Consider the following 17,287-nt stretch of genomic DNA (forward strand, 5'->3'; position numbering starts at 1 on the left):
TTTTCACCACTGCGAAAAGAGCAGTGAACTGGAGAAATATTCAATGAGACTTGCTCATAAGCGTAAGGTGCAGGCTAAACTGCAGAAACGCACTAAAGCGGCTGTAGTTAAAGCAGTGGCAACGCCGAAAAAAGCGAAGCCTGTCGCAGAGAAAGTTGTAGCAGAAAAAACTGTAGCAGCAAAACCAGCGGTAGAGAAAACAGTAGCAGCAACTAAAGAAGTTGCAGTAGCACTGACTCCTAAGCAACAACAAGTTCTAGACATCGTTGTTAGCAATGCTGAAGGCATTAACCCTAAAGGTATCGGCCTAGCAGCTGGTCAAGAAGACGCGAAAGCAGCTTCATGGGCAACAGGCGCATTGAAAAAACTTCTTGAAGAAAACCTAGTAGCGAAAGAGCAACTTGCAGGTAACAAGGTTATCTACAAAGCTATCTAATCCCGCGGGATTATATTCGCTTCGTTAAGTTTTTAAGCCTCGATTATCGAGGCTTTTTTGTATCTGTCATAAACTTCATTTATCGCTTATTCTCATTTACTGGTTATTCCCATTCCAATCTACCGTTTAACTTGTTCACTTTAACTTCTAGCTTTGCTTCTCATCAGCAAGCCCTAAAGTAGGGCGCCTTACTAAAAAGCGCGGGTGACTTTCCCTAAAATGCAGCAATGGATAGAGCTTCATCACGAAATGGGAATCAATTGTTAATCGCGGTTCATTATAACTACTTAGGTATTTATCAATACGCATTCCCTTGGTGAATATCCAAACTCCTTTAAAATCGACACTATTCAATCATCTCCTACGTAGTTCTACTTAATCCTTTGGTCTAATACGTAACTTTGCTCACGCCATGCGTGCGTGCTCTCCCTGATATCTTGTTGCCTCATCACGGTGCACTCTTATGTTGAATCATAAAAAATGCTCATAGAAAGAGTGTTAACCCAACAAAGGACGTGAACATGAGTCTCATTTCTAACTCCCTCACACGAGTTTTTAAAAACGTTGCAGTAACCGCTGCGGCTTGTTTAGCTTTGGTCGCTACTGGTGCTACAGCCGCTGATAAGGTTTACCGTTTAAAGCTTGCAGAAACGTGGGGACCAAACTTCCCAGTTTTCGGTGATGCTACGAAGAACATGGCGGCGATGGCTGAGAAGATGTCGAATGGTCGACTGCAAATCAGAATCGATTCAGCAAACAAACACAAAGCCCCTCTTGGCGTTTTTGACATGGTTAAGTCTGGTCAATACGACATGGGTCACTCAGGCTCTTACTACTGGAAAGGTAAAGTTCCAAACACTCTTTACTTCACTTCTATGCCTTTCGGTATGACGCCAGCAGAACAATACGCGTGGTTCTATCACGGTGGTGGTATGGAGTTGATGGAGCAGGTTTACTCTCCACACAACTTGATGTCGTTCCCAGGTGGTAACACGGATATCCAGATGGGCGGTTGGTTTCAAAAAGAGATCAACAGCGTGGAAGATCTACAAGGTCTGAAAATGCGAATCCCAGGATTTGCAGGCGAGATTCTTGCAGAGCTAGGCGCTAAGCCGACCAACATTGCCCCAGGTGAGCTATACACGTCTCTAGAGCGCCGAACGATTGATGCACTAGAGTGGGTAGGTCCATCACTGGATTTACGTATGGGTTTCCACAAAATCGCGCCTTACTACTACACAGGTTGGCATGAGCCGGGTTCAGAGCTTCAATTCCTAGTGAACAAACGCACATGGAACAAGCTGCCTGAAGACCTACAAGAAATCTTGCGTGTTGCAATGCGTACTGCGGCTTACGACATGTACACACAAGCAACGCACGAAAGTGGTAAGAACTGGGTTTCAATGAAGACAGAATACCCAGATGTACAAGTGAAAGATTTCCCGCCAGAGGTTATGTCTGCACTGAAAGAAGCGAACGATCGCCTACTTGCTGCACATGCTGAGAAAGATGAGTTAGCAAAAGATATTCAAGCTTCACAAGCAAGCTACCTAGAGCAAGTTCGTTCATGGACGGATATTTCACATAGAGCTTACTTAAATAGCCAAGCGAAATAGTCGACAGTTGTTGAACTGAATCTAAATGAACCCAAAGCTTCCCATATTAGGCAGCTAAGAGTGAGCAAGTGGCGGGTTCATTTAAAACATAATAATTAAATGCTCAAGAACCCTTTCTACGTCGTGCCTATTGCTAGCTATAAACTGAATCGTTTTTAGTTGGGTTAGCTGTACTGCAAGATGTCTTTTCAAATTCCATGGAGTCGGGAATGCGAAGTCTAATTTATATTGAACGCGTGTTTAATCGTATCGGTGATGCACTGGGATGGCTTTCCAGTATGTTGTTTATTCTACTTATCGCTAACGTTGTGTATGACGTTGTCATGAGATATGCCTTCAATGATGTCTCAATCGCTTTCCAAGAAATGGAATGGCACCTCTTCTCAGCCGTTTTCCTATTAGGTGTTCCTTATGCCATTAAGGCTGGTGGTCATGTTCGAGTTGACGTGTTCTACGAGCAACTGAGCTTTAAAGCACAAGCGATAATTGACCTGCTAGGCACACTTATCTTCTTACTGCCGTTTTGTTTGCTGGTGGCTTGGTTTGGTATCGATGTTGCCAAAGAGAGCTATGAACTGGGTGAAACCTCAGGCGATCCCGGTGGCCTGCCGTATCGCTGGATCATCAAAGCCATGATCCCACTGTCATTCTTCTTAATGGCACTCAGTGGCGTAGGTTTGATCCTGCATTCACTGAACAAGATTTTTAATCCCCATCTTATCCATGCCAATAACAAATAGAGGCTAAACATGATTGGAATAGTAATGTTTTTCGTAGCCTTGTTTGCGCTTCTACTTGGCTTCCCTGTGGCGTTCACCTTTGGTGGTATCGCGTTAATCTTTGGTGTTTGGGCTGAGGGCATTGAAATGTTTGCCTTCATGCCATATCGAATTCAATCCATTATGGAAAACACGGTGCTGATGGCCGTTCCATTGTTTGTTTTCATGGGGCTTGTTCTACAAAAGACCAAGCTTGCTGAGCAGTTGCTTGAGTCGATGGGACGACTGTTTGGTGGCGTTCGTGGTGGTATCGCGATTTCAACCGTCTTAGTAGGCTCACTGCTTGCGGCTTCTACTGGTGTGGTTGGTGCTTCTGTGGTTGCAATGGGACTTATCTCGTTGCCAGTAATGCTTAAGTACAATTATGACAAAGGCTTAGCGTGCGGCACCATTTGTGCGTCTGGTACGTTAGGGCAAATCATTCCACCATCCATCGTATTAATCTTATTAGGTGACGTATTAGGTGTGCCAGTAGGTGACTTGTTCCAAGCGGCGATTTGGCCGGGCGTGATGTTAGTTGGTGCTTATATCCTCTACATCTTGATATATGCCAAGTTACACCCTGAAGCGGCTCAACCGATTGAGCGAGACGATTCAATCAGCCGTAAGCAAGAGGTGTTGGATGCACTTAAAGCGATTCTTCCGCCTCTTGCGTTAATCATTGTCGTACTGGGTTCAATCTTTGCGGGTGTGGCTACGCCAACAGAGTCTGCTGCATTAGGTGGCGCGGGTGCGATGGTATTAGCACTGCTTTACGGTCAGTTTAGTTGGTCGATGGTGTATGACGCATCGAAAGAGACGGTGAAAGTAACGGCGATGGTATTTGCTATCTTGCTGGGTGCGACTGCGTTCTCGATGGCGTTCACTTATACCGGTGGTGATTATCTGGTTGAAGAGTGGATGCTACAGCTTCCGGGTGAGAAGTGGGGCTTCCTGATCATCACCATGTTAGTGATTTTGATTCTGGGTTTCTTCATCGATTTCGTAGAGATCTGTTTCATCATCGTGCCAATCATTGCGCCGGTTGCTGAGTTGATGGGCATTAACATGACATGGTTTGCTATCCTGATTGCGATGAACCTGCAAACCTCATTCTTAACACCGCCGTTTGGTTTCAGCCTGTTCTACCTAAAAGGCGTGGCACCAAAAGGCGTAACTACGAAGGATATCTACCGAGGTGTGATGCCATTCATTCTGATTCAGATCCTCGTACTTGGATCACTTCTCGCATTTCCAGCCTTCTATGGAATGTGAGTGAAGCCAAGAATGTGAATGATATGTTTCAAGGGTTAACGATAAATTGCTAAAATAAAACGGCTTATTGATGTTCAGTAAGCCGTTTTTTGTGAGGAAAAGGAATGCCTCTAAAAGCCAAGCTGATTTTGCTGACGCTGCTCCCGTTGCTACTGGTAACGGCGAGTATTAGTTGGATCTCGTTACACCAAACTAAAACGTTGGGCGCGAAAGAGGTCGAAATCTTCAGAGACAGCTTAATCAAGTCACGTGAAAACGCCCTCAAAGACACAGTAGACCTAGCATTCGATGCCATTGAGCACATCTACAACGACCCTGACATCCAAGAAGCTCAAGCCAAAACGGAAGTTCGAGCCATATTGTCTAAACTTAGATACGGGTCGGACGGGTATTTCTTTGCCTACGATCGCCACGGAACCAATTTAGTTCATCCGATTCAGCCTGAATTGATTGGTCAAAACCTACTTGAACTGCAAGACGAGGATGGCGACTTTCTGATAGAAGCCCTGCTAAGAGAGGCACAAACGGGCGGAGGATTTCACCAGTATTTATGGCAAAAGCCATCGACGGGTGAGGTGGTGTCTAAGTTGAGTTACGCCGCATGGCTAGAACGCTGGGATTGGATGATTGGCACCGGTTTGTATATTGAAGATGTGCACCAAGAAGTGGCTTCAATGCAGGCTGAGATAAACAAGAATATTGAAACCACGTTCTTTTCTATTGTGGTGATTTTGAGTGTGACGGTGGCGGTTATTATCGTGCTTACCTTAGCCATCAACATGCATGAACATCGTATTGCCGATAACAACCTCAAAGAACTGGCGCATAAGACGGTGATGTTCCAAGAAGACGAGAAGAAACACCTAGCACGTGAGTTACATGATGGTATTAACCAATTATTAGTGTCGAGTCGTTGTCACTTAGAGCTACTCGGTAATAAGCTACAGAGTGAGGATCTCAAAGCACATTTGAATAAGTCACAGCATTCACTGATGCGAGCGATTGAAGAGGTGAGGCACATTTCACATCAACTTCGCCCAAGTTCACTGGATGACATAGGCTTAGAAGCGGCATTGTCTTCGTTGTTATTAGATTTTCAGGCGCACTCCGGTATTGAGGTGGAAACTTTATTTAGCACTCAACCGGGTAAGTTAAAATCAGAAGCCGCAACGACCTTGTATCGAGTGGTGCAAGAGTCATTGAACAACATAGAGAAACACGCGCAAGCGACCAAGGTAACGGTTATCGCTCAGCAAATTGGCAACGTGTTGCAACTGCTTATCCAAGATAACGGTGTTGGTTTCAATACCTATAAAGCGATGGAGAAACGAGGGATCGGACTGCGTAACATGAGAGAGCGAGTGGAGTTCATCGGCGGTGATTTTGAGTTGATGAGTGAGATTGGTTTCGGAACGGAAATTACAGTGTTACTGACACTAGAAGGATTAGTGAATGAGTGAAGTTATTCGAGTTGTGATTGCTGACGATCACCAAGTCGTACTGGATGGCTTTATGGCGAGATTAGAACTCGAGCCTGATATTAGCGTGATAGGCACAGCCAGTAATGGATTAGAAGCGGTTGAGACAGTGAAAACGCTGCGCCCTGATGTGGTGCTGATGGATATTAGCATGCCTATCATGAATGGTATTGATGCGACCCACCTGATTAAAGAAGAAGACCCTGAAGCCAAGGTGTTGATGCTGACCATGCATAACAACCGTGAATACATCATGAAGGTGATGCAGTCGGGTGCGGTCGGCTATATGTTGAAAGAGATTTCGGCTGAAAAAATGGTGCAGGCAATCAAAACCGTCAATCAAGGCTCGACCTATTTCTGTGAAAAAGTAACGCAGAATTTGTTTACTCAGCCAATTACTCCGACGCAATCTGTGAAGAATCCATTGAGCAGACGTGAAGAAGCGGTATTGAAATTAGTCGCGAAAGGGGAGAGCAGTAAAGAGGTCGCGAAGGCACTGAATATCAGCTATCGAACGGTCGAAACCCATAGACAAAATATTAAGCATAAGCTAGATATTCACTCTACAGCAGAGCTCGCTAAATACGCAGTCAGCTCCGGGCTTGTGGACTGATCTTACGCTAAATTACATTAAATGTGTAATTTAATTACTAAATGTGTAATTTAGGCCTCCTTTATGGAGGTTTTTTTAGTATTTTTGCGACAGGTTGATATTCTTCTTTTCGAAATTTAAGCGCCGAATGCAATGTTGCAAACAGTGCGCTGCAAATTAGAGAGGAAGCATGGAGCCTGTAAAAGATAGGTATAGTATTGAAAATACCGATTATACAGTAGGACAAGATAACGTTCAGAAATGGGGGTTCGATGTTCATAACCCAGTATTTGGAATCAGTGCAGGAGCGATCATTGTCTTCCTTCTGGCACTTCTAGTCGCAGATCCTGATACCGCAAAAGCGGCGCTTGATGGAATCAAATGGAAAGTCATCGGTAACTTCGATGGTTTCTTCATGTGGGCAGCCAACATCTTTGTTATTTTCTGTCTTGCCCTCATTGTCTCCCCGTATGGCAAGATACGTATTGGTGGCAATGATGCCAAAGCAGAGCACTCCAACCTATCTTGGATGTCGATGTTATTCGCCGCGGGAATGGGTATTGGTTTGATGTTCTGGGGTGTGGCTGAGCCAGTGGCTTACTTCACGGGTTGGTATGAAACGCCATTAGGTGTCGAAGCATATTCACCTGAAGCCGCTAAATTAGCGCTAGGCGCAACCATTTATAACTGGGGCTTACACGGCTGGGCTATCTATGCAGTTGTTGCTCTGGCACTTGCTTTCTTCACCTTCAATAAAGGTTTACCTTTATCAATCCGCTCTATTTTCTACCCTATCTTAGGTGATAGAACTTGGGGTTGGTTTGGTCATATTGTTGATATCGTTGCTGTGCTTGCAACACTGTTTGGTCTTGCAACTTCATTGGGCTTAGGTGCTCAGCAAGCAACAAGTGGTATTAACCATGTATTTGGTACCGATGGCGGTATTGGCATGCAACTGGTTGTTATCGCAGTGGTCACTTTCTTAGCGACAATGTCCGTTGTTCGTGGCATCAATGGTGGCGTAAAAGTACTAAGTAACGTGAACATGCTGGTTGCTTTGGGCTTGCTTATCTTCGTAACCATCGCTGGTGGCATGGCGGGTATTAAAGCTATCCCAACCGCTCTAATGGGCTACATTGAAAACTTCATTCCTTTAAGTAATCCTCATGGCCGTGATGATGAAACGTGGATGCAAGGTTGGACGGTATTCTACTGGGCGTGGTGGATGTCTTGGTCTCCATTCGTAGGTATGTTCATCGCTCGTATCTCTAAAGGTCGTACGATTCGTGAATTCATCGTTGCTGTATTGTTCATTCCAACGACAGTAATCATCATCTGGATGGCAATTTTCGGTGGTATCGCGATTGATCAAGTGGCGAACAAGGTGGGGGAAATTGGTGTGAATGGTCTGCAAGATATTACACTTTCTCTTTTCCATACTTACGATGCGCTGCCAATGAGCTCTGTGCTTTCTGTAGTATCGATTGGTTTGATCATGGTGTTCTTTATCACCTCATCTGATTCTGGCTCGCTTGTTATCGATAGCATCACCTCGGGCGGTAAAGTCGATGCGCCAGTACCACAACGTGTATTTTGGGCGTTGATGGGCGGTGCAATTGCAGCGGTTCTACTGTGGGTTGGTGGCACGGAATCTATTCAAGCACTACAAGCTGGAACGGTCTCTATGGCGCTGCCATTTGCATTCATATTATTGCTTATGTGCCTAAGCTTATTGCTTGGTTTACGAACTGAAAATCAATTGGTTAAGCACCAAAATGCTTTGAGTTAAAAGTATTATTGAAACAACGGCCGACTTGTTCGGCCTTTTTTTCGCCAGCAATTTGAGTAATTACGTGAATATTGGATGAAAACCCATCGAACTGATTCAGGTTTACTGAAAACAATAAGTTCACCTGCTAAACTTCAGACATCCAAGTATTTGAATTATTGTGACAACAACTTGTACTACTTGGATTGTATGTTCGAGTTTGTAATTAAGTCACAGGTAAGTAAGGGATACGAGGTCAATAGACCTTATGAGTATTCCGTAGAGAGGGATAATGACTAAAGGTATAGATAAATACAGTATCGACAGTACGGATTACACTGTTGGTCAAGATAACGTCCAAAAATGGGGTTTTGATGTTCATAACCCAGTATTTGGTATCAGTGCGGGACTTATCGCTTTGTTCCTGATCGGTGTTCTTATTACAGATACCGCTTCGGCAAAGGCTGCACTAGATGGCGTTAAAGGCCAGATTATCAATTCGTTTGATTGGCTTTTCATCTGGTCGGGTAATATTTTCGTAATTTTCTGCTTAGGTTTGATTGTTTCTCCGTACGGCAAAATCCGCCTTGGTGGTGTTGATGCGACGGCAGATTATTCTTTTATGTCTTGGCTATCGATGCTGTTTGCCGCAGGTATGGGTATCGGCTTGATGTTCTGGAGTGTGGCTGAGCCAGCAGCATATTACACCGGTTTGTATGAGACTCCGTTAGGTGTTGAAGCGAATACACCAGAAGCGGCTAAGCTAGCACTAGGTGCAACCATGTATCACTGGGGACTGCACCCTTGGGCGATTTATGGTGTAGTGGCATTGTCACTGGCTTTCTTCTCTTACAACAAGGGATTACCTCTTTCAATTCGTTCTATCTTTTACCCAATCTTAGGCGATAGAGCTTGGGGCTGGGCAGGTCACATTGTTGATATTCTTGCAGTGCTTGCAACCCTATTCGGTTTGGCGACATCACTTGGCCTAGGTGCACAACAAGCGGCAAGTGGTATTCAACATGTATTCGGTATTGAAGCGGGCTTAGGGCTGCAAGTTATTGTGATTACAGCGGTAACTTTATTGGCGGTAGTATCCGTACTTCGTGGTATTGATGGTGGCGTTAAAGTTATCAGTAACATCAACATGTTGGTTGCTTTCCTACTGCTTATCTTAGTGGCTCTAATCGGCTATGCGGTGACTTTAGGTTCTATCCCAACAACATTGATGGCATACATTGAAAACATCATTCCGCTAAGTAACCCTCACGGTCGTGAAGATGAAACGTGGATGCACGGTTGGACTGTATTCTACTGGGCTTGGTGGATCTCATGGTCTCCATTCGTAGGTATGTTTATCGCACGTGTTTCTAAAGGTCGTACCGTTCGTGAGTTCATCACAGCAGTACTGATTGTACCGACTACAGTGACTATCATTTGGATGTCAGTATTCGGTGGCATGGCGATTGACCAAATCGTGAATAACGTTGGTATTCTTGGTCAAGACGGCCTAACGGATGTATCACTAGCAATGTTCCAAATGTTTGATGCACTGCCGTTCGGTACTCTGCTTTCAATCATTGCGGTTGTATTGGTTCTAGTATTCTTCATTACATCGTCTGACTCAGGCTCTCTAGTAATCGACAGCATCACCGCGGGTGGTAAAGTTGATACGCCTGTGCCTCAACGTGTGTTCTGGGCGTTCCTTGAAGGTGCGATTGCTGTGGCTCTATTGTGGGTTGGTGGTACTGAAGCAGTGCAAGCTCTACAAGCGGGTGCAATCTCGACGGCATTGCCATTCACCATCATTCTCTTACTGATGTGTGTGAGCTTGCTAATGGGTATGCGTACAGAAAAACGCTAGGCTTTTTAAGCTGAAATCTACTGCAATTTATACGCAGTAGAACGTTAAATACTATGAAGGCAGAAGAGGAAACTCTTCTGCCTTTTTTGTTTCAATTTACCGTGTTTTTTTGTCTATTTTAACGTGTTTGGTGCGATAAAAAATCTAATAACCGTAGAGACAATACCGCCTTAAATTTGGCGGCAAGCCAAGGATTTGACATTACTTAAGCTTATGGTTTGCTTAAAATTATATTCCAATATTAAATTGTGAAATCGCTCGAATTTAATACTGATATTGGGTAGTATGCGCGAGATTTCCCACCACTCGTGAAACTTTGACATGAAACTAACACTAAAGCAGAAGTTGATAGGTGCTAGCCTATCTGCTGTTGTCGTTATGGCTACAGCGTTGACTTGGTTGTCAGCAAACCAATTATTTGAACAGACTCGTAATGGCGTATACCTACGAGCTGAAAGCGTATCTGAAGCAGCATCTGAAGGTATTAAAAACTGGATTGATATCCGTACCGATATCGCATCAGCATTTAATGAGTTTTCACGAGAAAGTGATGTTGTTCCTTTCCTTAAGCAAGCTCGTGTAGCGGGTGGTTTTGACGATATCTTTTTAGGTACTCCTGAAGGCGGAATGTACCGTTCACATCCTGAACGTAATCGTGCAGATTACGATCCTCGTCAACGTCCTTGGTACCAAGAAGCAAACGCTGCAGGTAAGCAAATCATTACCACGGCTTATCAAGATGCAATCACGAAAGCACTACTAGTAACGATCGCAGAGCCTGTTCGCCACAACGGCCAACTTGTTGGTATTGTTGGTGCAGACGTACTTATCGACCAATTGGTTAACGATGTCATCAGCCTTGATGTTGGTGACAACGCTTACGCAATGCTAATTGATGCCTCTGACGGCACATTCCTAGCGCATCCAGATTCAGCACTAAGCTTGAAGCCAGTAAGCCAGCTTTCAAACGATATCTCTATGCCTATTATCGAAAACGCAGTGCGTACGGGTAGCATCGAGATCATCAAACAGCGCGGCGCTGACAAGCTGCTTTACTTCACGAAGGTGCCTAACACTAACTGGATCTTCGCGGTTCAGATGGACAAAGCAACAGAAGAAGCGAACCACTCAACGCTACTTACTCAGCTGATCATCACTGCTGTCGTTATTACGCTCATCGTAATCGTACTCGTGTCTTGGTTAGTGAGCTTCCTATTCCGCGACCTAAACCGCGTTTCAGCGGCACTTGAAGAAATTGCTTCAGGTGAGGGCGACCTTACTCAACGTCTTGAGCCTAAGAGCGACGACGAAATTGGTCAGCTTGCTGCAAACTTCAACCGTTTTGTGGGCAACATGCACACCATGGTGATCAAGCTAAGCGAAGTATCTGCTGCGCTGGGCAACCAAGCTCGTCAAACGGCTTCTCAAGCAGAAGAACGTAGTGCTCGTATCCAAATGCAACAAGACGAGATCAACATGGTAGCAACAGCCGTTAACGAAATGGCTGCAGCAACACAAGAGATCGCAGGTAACGCAGACCACACTGCACAGAACTCATCTGAAGCGGTTGGCGCGTGTGAGCACGGTACTGGTCAAGTGACACAGACTCAAAGCTCTATTCAAAACCTTGCTCAAGAAGTTCAAATCGCAACCAACGTGATTCTAGAACTTGAAGAGCACGGCAACAGCATCAACGCTATCTTGTCTAATATTCAAGGTATTGCAGAACAAACGAACCTACTTGCACTTAACGCCGCTATTGAAGCTGCACGTGCCGGTGAGCAAGGTCGTGGTTTCGCAGTAGTAGCGGATGAAGTTCGAGTTCTGAGCCAACGTACACACGGTTCAACGCAAGAAATTCAACAAACGATTGAGTTGCTACAAGGTACAACAGGCAAAGCGGTTAACATCATGAACGATAGCCGTACACTTGCTGAAACCAGTGTTGATGATGCTAACTCAGCAGCAGCGAGCCTAACGCAAATTCATGCAGCTGTTGAACGCATCAGCGACATGGCAACACAGATCGCTTCTGCTGCAGAAGAGCAAGCGTCTGTAACGTCTGAGATCACTCGTAACACTGAAGGAATCCGTGACGTATCTAACGAGCTAGCAGACGAAGCACACCAAGCTGCAGAGCAAGCCGCGCAACTTTCTGAGCTGTCTCACGAGCTAGAGAGCGAAATCAGCCGCTTCAAGCTGTAAGCGCTAACTCGTAATTTAAAAGCCGAATGTGATTGTCACATTCGGCTTTTTTGTGCGTGCTAGTTAGAGTTGTGATCCAAACTAGTTGTTCGGATAACCAGGGAATTTAGCTTTAAGTGCTGCGCGAGTAGGGAAGTACTGCTCCATAAATTTAACCATCTCTGGGTCGTTTGCTTGTAGCTCTGTGAACGTCGCAGAACTTAACTCTTGAGCACGGTAGCCTTTATAGTTCACGTCGTAGTAGGCATACAGAGAGTAAGCTAAGTACTCTTGATCGTAAGACTCAGCATCTAGATCAGCTTCGACAATTGTTGAGTCTTTACCGTTTGGAAAGTAAGAGCCTGCAAGAATCGCTTTCTCATTCAGTTCATCTAACTCTTTCTGCATCACACCCCATTTCGATGAAGATGACTGTACCGCTAAATTCATCACACCGTAATCGTGTACAAAGTGGATGATCTCTTCAAACGCAGCGTCTCTTTTCATTGCCAAGTCCGGCTTGTTCTCGCCTGTTGTCGTGGTTGTGGTTTCAGTCGCGAACAAATCTTGGAAACGGTAATTCTCATCTAAATATTCGCCTGCATCTCTATTCGGGCCATCAGCCCAATCTTCATCGTAAAAGAATGCCATCGCAGCTTTACTATCGTAAATGGCCTTGGTGACTTCTGCAGGGAAGCTATCAAGGTAATACTGCATGATGTTCTTAACGTGTGCGACCTTTGCTTCCGAATTGTTTACAGTTTTATCTTCAATCAACAATGGAATTTTATAACCGTGTGCTTCTACGCAGGTGCGTTGTTTGATGCCATTGTCGAGCAAATCACCTGTCGTGTTTGAGATAACAGAGCAATCACTCGTTGGGACTCTTGCAAACGCCCCTGACGTACTTTGCGCGAAGGATGGAACAAATTGAATACCGTTACTAAGCGTGTTACCAACACGAACGTAAAGGTTCATCGGTCTCATTTGATCGATATTAAATTTGTCGCCAGTAGCATCAATAATGAACTGCTTATTGATGGTCACGGTATCCGCTTTTTTCCATCGAATGACGTTGTTTATATTGTTTTCAACTTCTGCAATAGCAAGCTTTTCAAGAGTGCTCGTTGAGTTAAAGTTTTCGTAGTAAATACTGAAATTGTCAACGTCGAACGTTTTACCCGCTGAGTTTGTTGCCGTTACAGAGAAGGTGATATCTGCATCGCTTTGGGTTTTATAATTGCGCTCAGGAATGCCGTGAACTTGTGCGAAGCTGCCGCTAGATTTTAGATTATTACCATACTGAGTAATATCAATGTTCACGTTTTTGTCTGTACCCGCAGCAATCGATTTCACGCTGAATTGTAGTGAGTAATTGCTTCCTAAACTAACCACTGAGCTAGCGCTTGATGCGTCGATGACACTCTTTGATGCGTTGGAGTTATTACCGTCGTTGCTTCCGCCACAAGCGGTAAGCATCGCTGTAAAAACAAGAGTTGGAATAGTGAGTTTGTATACCATAGGGGACCAAGTTATCTGCAAGCTATAAAGCCAGCATGTTACAAGAAATGGCATTTGCTCTTAGTAAGCTTTTGTAAGTAATGTATTAATAGTGCTTACAAATAAGCAATAAGTGATTGGCGGTGGTTATCTGTTTGAGCTGCTCGAAACTAGAATCACAGACAAACAAAAAGCCCGAGCATAAACTCGGGCTTTGAATGGTTTTCTTTATAGCTTAAGGAGAAGCTAGATTGCCTGACGAAGTTGGAAATAGCGTCCTTCTTCGTTCAACAGTGTCTCGTGAGAGCCGTTTTCTACAATCTCGCCTTGTTCAATCAGAACGATAGAATCCATCGATTCCAGTCCAATCAAACGGTGCGTAATGAAGATAACCGTCTTGCCTTCAAAGTGCTTCTCGAACAGCGCCATGATGCTCTGCTCAGTTTGCTTATCTAGGCCTTCTGTAGGCTCATCAAGAAGCAGGATAGGGGCATCATGAAGAATAGCACGTGCAATACCAATACGGCGCTTCTCACCACCAGACAGTTGACGACCGCCGTCACCTAACCAGCTATCAAGTGCGTTATTCTCAAGCAGCTTTTCTAGGCCAACGTCTTTAAGGATGTTAGCTAGGTGATCATCATTGGCGTCTGGTTTTGCAATCAACAAGTTGTCACGCAACGTGCCATTTAAGATGTCGACACGCTGGCTGACCACACTGATTGATTCACGCAGTTGTGATTCGTTCCATTGTGTCAGCTCAATGCCCGCGATAGAGATGTAACCCTTTTTCGGATCCCAGTAGCGAGTTAGAAGCTGAATCAATGTCGATTTGCCAGAACCCGTTTGACCAACAATCGCAACCTTGTTCGTTGCAGGGATCGTTAGGTCGACAGCGTTCAGAACACTGCGCTCAGAGTCAGGGTAGTTGAAGGTCACGTTTGAGAACGTAATATCAAGCGGCTTGTTGATGTCGAGTTTCTCTTCAGCAAACTGAACTTCAGGCTCTGACAGAATAACCTCGTTCAAGCGACGTGCTGAAGACAGAGTTTGACCTAAATGCTGGAACGCACCTGCAATTGGCATCAGCAGTTCAAAACTTGCCATAGTAGCGAACGCCATTAGCGCGATGAACGGGTCTGGTGCATTACCACCCACACCGTCAGCCGCAAGCCAAAGCATAAGAACAAGCGTCAAACCATTGAAAAGCATTAGCGCTGCTGAAGCCATACCGGTTAGGTTAGCGTTCACAAACTGGTTCGCCATAAGCTTCTGTTGGGTTTCTAGAATCGCATTGCGGTAACGCTCTTCAGCACCGAACAGAGTTAGCTCGCTGTAGCCTTCAATCCAATCTAGCGTAGTGACACGAAGATCCGCTTTGTTCTGTGTCAGTTCACCACCGTTACGTTTACCCAGCTTGTAGAACAAGATTGGCCAAACCAACAGCATGATCAGAAGGATAGAACCCAAGATTAAACCAAGCGAACTATCGAACCACATCAAGAACAGAGTCAGGAAGAAGATACCAAACACACCAACCGTTACAGGGCTGACTAAGCGCAAGTAAACGTGGTCCATTGCGTCGACATCAGCAACCAAGCGGTTAAGTAGGTCAGCGTCACGAAGGTTTGAAATACGACCTGGGATCAGCGGAGCCAGCTTCTTGAAGAAGAAGATACGCAGATCCGTCAGTAGTTTGAATGTCGCATTGTGGCTCACAACACGTTCACCCCAACGACCAGCAGTACGGCTCATTGCCAAACCACGTACACCACCGCCCGGTAGCATGTAGTTGAAGGTTTCACGCGCAATCGTAAGACCAGCAACCGCAGAAGCTGAAATGAACCAACCCGATAGCGTTAACAAGCCGATAGAAGCCGACAGAGTAGCAAAAGCCAATAGTATGCCTAGCGATAGGCCAAACCAATGCTTTTTATAGAGTTTCAGGTAAGGCAGTAAATCACGCATCTAAATTACCCTTATTGTCTTGTTGAGCTAAGTTCGCGTTTAGCATCTCTTCGAATAAACCACCCGCAGTCGAGAGCTGAGAGTAATGACCTTGTTCCACAAGACCACCATCGCGCATAACCAGAATGTTATCGACCGATTGAAGAGGAGCAAGTTGGTGCGTCACAAGCAGGGCAGTGCGACTTTCGATGTTGCTGTTGATGCCTTTCATCACGAGCTGCTCACTGCGAGTGTCTAGGCTGGCAGTGGGTTCATCTAACAACCAGAATTGGCCGTCTTGAATCATTGCACGAGCCAAGGCCAAACGCTGAGATTGACCAACAGATAGGCCACCTGAACGGTCAGAGATCATGTAATCCAAGCCGTGCTCGTTTACAAATTCGTTAGCAAAAGATTGCTCAAGTGCGTTTTGAACAGTTTGGTCAGTGATATCTTGCTTACCCAGAGTGACGTTGTCACGAATACTGCCGTGAAGCAACAATGGGTTTTGACCAACCCAGCTGATCGTCTTGCGCCAAGATACCAAGTCTAAATCACGCAGTTCAATGCCATTGATTTTCAAGCTTCCTTCATAAGGCATGAAACCAAGAATAGCGTTGATCAAACTCGTTTTACCCGCACCACTTGGGCCAACTAACGCAGTCGACTGTCGAGTGTTAAGCGCGAACGAGATAGGACCAACCAATTGAACACCTTCAGGGCTTAACACTTTGAGATCTTGAGCTTCAATATTGATGCCTTGAGCCGGATCGAGTTGAGTGTCGCCTGATTTAACCTTAGTGATGTCGGTTTCTAGGAACTCGACAATACTTTCGGCTGCGCCAACCGCTTGTTGCTTCGCGTGGTAGAAAGTACCTAAGTCACGTAGAGGTTGGTAAAACTCTGGCGCTAAGATAAGGATAAACAAACCAGCGAATAGCGTAATGCCTGCACCGTAGTGGCCAAAGTTCAGCTCACCAATGTAGGTGAAACCAAAGTAAACTGCCGTCATCGCAATAGAGATAGACGTGAAGAATTCAAGCACAGCAGAAGACAAGAAAGCGATCTTCAATACATCCATAGTACGCGTTCTGAACACTTCAGATGCACCTTTCAATACTTCTGTTTCAGCGTTGGTACGATCAAATAGACGGATGGTTGTCATTGACTGCAAACGGTCGTAAAAGTGACCTGAAAGACGCTGAAGCGCTTTGAAGTTTTTACGGTTTGCATCGGCTGCTTTCATACCAACCAATGCCATGAACATCGGCACCAGTGGCGCAGTAATCAAGAAGATCAGACCTGCTGCCCAGTTTACAGGGAATACTACGACCAAAATAATGAACGGAATCATTACCGACAAAGACATCTGAGGTAAGTAACGAGAGAAGAAGTCTTGCATGTCTTCAACTTGTTCTAGCAATAAGGTTGCCCACGTACCTGCAGGCTTACCTTTAATGTAAGCAGGGCCTAGCTCACGTAATTTATCTAGGATGAGTTGCCTTATGTAGACACGGATTTGTTCACCACAGCGATAACCTGCGATTTCACGACCCCATGTACAGCCAGCACGGCCAACGACCGATAATGCCAAGCCTGCGAAATGACCAACCAGTTCAGACTTATCGACATTCTCGATGATCAGTTGGTGAAGAATAGAGGCGAGAAGAGCTGCTTGAGCAATTAAAAACACGCTTGAAAGTACGCCAAGGCTAATCGCAATCATAAGCCAGCGTTTCGCTAACTTACTCTGTTGCTTAAGCCACTTGTTCAAGCTGCGTTGTTTTTTCTTATCCATTATGAAGGCTTAATGATAATTATTATTTGTTGAGGGCGGCTAGTATACAAAAGAAAGCCCAGTGGATATAC

The 17,287-nt window shown here is 45.0% G+C and carries 12 protein-coding genes; 9 read left to right on the forward strand and 3 right to left on the reverse strand.

Annotated features, from left to right (window positions below; translation table 11 throughout):
* Positions 1–43: 43 nt before the first annotated feature.
* The 9 genes from CWO13_RS06790 (at position 44) to CWO13_RS06830 (ending at position 11,992) form a co-directional block, all read left to right on the forward strand.
* Positions 44–436, forward strand: a complete 393-nt coding sequence (locus CWO13_RS06790) for a hypothetical protein (protein ID WP_004740184.1) — start codon at positions 44–46, stop codon at positions 434–436.
* A gap of 521 nt (positions 437–957) precedes the next feature.
* Positions 958–2,052: a TRAP transporter substrate-binding protein gene (locus CWO13_RS06795; protein ID WP_102428058.1), complete on the forward strand. Its 1,095-nt coding sequence runs from the start codon at positions 958–960 to the stop codon at positions 2,050–2,052.
* A gap of 209 nt (positions 2,053–2,261) precedes the next feature.
* Complete coding sequence (locus CWO13_RS06800) at positions 2,262–2,792, forward strand: TRAP transporter small permease subunit (protein WP_240699185.1); 531 nt, start codon at positions 2,262–2,264, stop codon at positions 2,790–2,792.
* 9 nt (positions 2,793–2,801) lie between these two features.
* Entirely contained in the window at positions 2,802–4,085 is a 1,284-nt protein-coding gene (locus CWO13_RS06805; RefSeq protein WP_048664743.1) for a TRAP transporter large permease, read from the forward strand.
* Positions 4,086–4,189: 104 nt separating this feature from the next.
* Complete coding sequence (locus tag CWO13_RS06810) at positions 4,190–5,545, forward strand: cache domain-containing protein (protein ID WP_048664744.1); 1,356 nt, start codon at positions 4,190–4,192, stop codon at positions 5,543–5,545.
* Positions 5,538–6,176: a response regulator transcription factor gene (locus tag CWO13_RS06815; RefSeq protein WP_048659561.1), complete on the forward strand. Its 639-nt coding sequence runs from the start codon at positions 5,538–5,540 to the stop codon at positions 6,174–6,176. The genes CWO13_RS06810 and CWO13_RS06815 overlap by 8 nt, the downstream gene beginning before the upstream one ends.
* 169 nt (positions 6,177–6,345) lie before the next feature.
* Positions 6,346–7,944: a BCCT family transporter gene (locus tag CWO13_RS06820; protein WP_102432398.1), complete on the forward strand. Its 1,599-nt coding sequence runs from the start codon at positions 6,346–6,348 to the stop codon at positions 7,942–7,944.
* 271 nt (positions 7,945–8,215) lie between these two features.
* The gene (locus CWO13_RS06825; RefSeq protein ID WP_102432399.1) at positions 8,216–9,787 is read left to right on the forward strand and encodes a BCCT family transporter; all 1,572 of its coding nucleotides are present in this window, start codon (positions 8,216–8,218) and stop codon (positions 9,785–9,787) included.
* A gap of 321 nt (positions 9,788–10,108) precedes the next feature.
* A complete protein-coding gene (locus tag CWO13_RS06830; RefSeq protein ID WP_102432400.1) occupies positions 10,109–11,992 on the forward strand; it encodes a methyl-accepting chemotaxis protein in 1,884 nt (627 codons plus the stop codon).
* An 81-nt stretch (positions 11,993–12,073) separates the two neighbouring features.
* Here the strand turns inward: CWO13_RS06830 and CWO13_RS06835 are convergent, their stop codons facing one another.
* The 3 genes from CWO13_RS06835 to cydD form a co-directional block, all read right to left on the reverse strand.
* On the reverse strand, positions 12,074–13,492 hold the full coding sequence (locus tag CWO13_RS06835; protein ID WP_108082665.1) for a hypothetical protein: 1,419 nt from the start codon (positions 13,490–13,492) through the stop codon (positions 12,074–12,076).
* A 225-nt stretch (positions 13,493–13,717) separates the two neighbouring features.
* The gene (gene cydC / locus CWO13_RS06840) at positions 13,718–15,439 is read right to left on the reverse strand and encodes a heme ABC transporter ATP-binding protein/permease CydC (RefSeq protein ID WP_108082666.1); all 1,722 of its coding nucleotides are present in this window, start codon (positions 15,437–15,439) and stop codon (positions 13,718–13,720) included.
* Positions 15,432–17,216, reverse strand: a complete 1,785-nt coding sequence (cydD, locus tag CWO13_RS06845; RefSeq protein ID WP_108082667.1) for a heme ABC transporter permease/ATP-binding protein CydD — start codon at positions 17,214–17,216, stop codon at positions 15,432–15,434. Before cydD ends, cydC begins: the two co-directional genes overlap by 8 nt.
* Positions 17,217–17,287 lie beyond the last annotated feature (71 nt).

It is taken from the genome of Vibrio sp. ZF 223 (genome assembly GCF_003050585.1).
GTDB lineage: Bacteria > Pseudomonadota > Gammaproteobacteria > Enterobacterales > Vibrionaceae > Vibrio > Vibrio crassostreae.

Excerpts from the sequence above, each read along its gene's own strand:
- CWO13_RS06790 (WP_004740184.1), top strand. The coding sequence starts at position 44 with ATGAGACTTGCTCATAAGCGTAAGGTGCAGGCTAAACTGCAGAAACGC.
- CWO13_RS06830 (WP_102432400.1), top strand. The coding sequence starts at position 10,109 with ATGAAACTAACACTAAAGCAGAAGTTGATAGGTGCTAGCCTATCTGCT.
- CWO13_RS06805 (WP_048664743.1), top strand. The coding sequence starts at position 2,802 with ATGATTGGAATAGTAATGTTTTTCGTAGCCTTGTTTGCGCTTCTACTT.
- CWO13_RS06795 (WP_102428058.1), top strand. The coding sequence starts at position 958 with ATGAGTCTCATTTCTAACTCCCTCACACGAGTTTTTAAAAACGTTGCA.
- CWO13_RS06800 (WP_240699185.1), top strand. The coding sequence starts at position 2,262 with ATGCGAAGTCTAATTTATATTGAACGCGTGTTTAATCGTATCGGTGAT.
- CWO13_RS06825 (WP_102432399.1), top strand. The coding sequence starts at position 8,216 with ATGACTAAAGGTATAGATAAATACAGTATCGACAGTACGGATTACACT.
- CWO13_RS06835 (WP_108082665.1), bottom strand. The coding sequence starts at position 13,492 with ATGGTATACAAACTCACTATTCCAACTCTTGTTTTTACAGCGATGCTT.
- CWO13_RS06820 (WP_102432398.1), top strand. The coding sequence starts at position 6,346 with ATGGAGCCTGTAAAAGATAGGTATAGTATTGAAAATACCGATTATACA.
- cydC (WP_108082666.1), bottom strand. The coding sequence starts at position 15,439 with ATGCGTGATTTACTGCCTTACCTGAAACTCTATAAAAAGCATTGGTTT.
- CWO13_RS06810 (WP_048664744.1), top strand. The coding sequence starts at position 4,190 with ATGCCTCTAAAAGCCAAGCTGATTTTGCTGACGCTGCTCCCGTTGCTA.
- cydD (WP_108082667.1), bottom strand. The coding sequence starts at position 17,216 with ATGGATAAGAAAAAACAACGCAGCTTGAACAAGTGGCTTAAGCAACAG.
- CWO13_RS06815 (WP_048659561.1), top strand. The coding sequence starts at position 5,538 with ATGAGTGAAGTTATTCGAGTTGTGATTGCTGACGATCACCAAGTCGTA.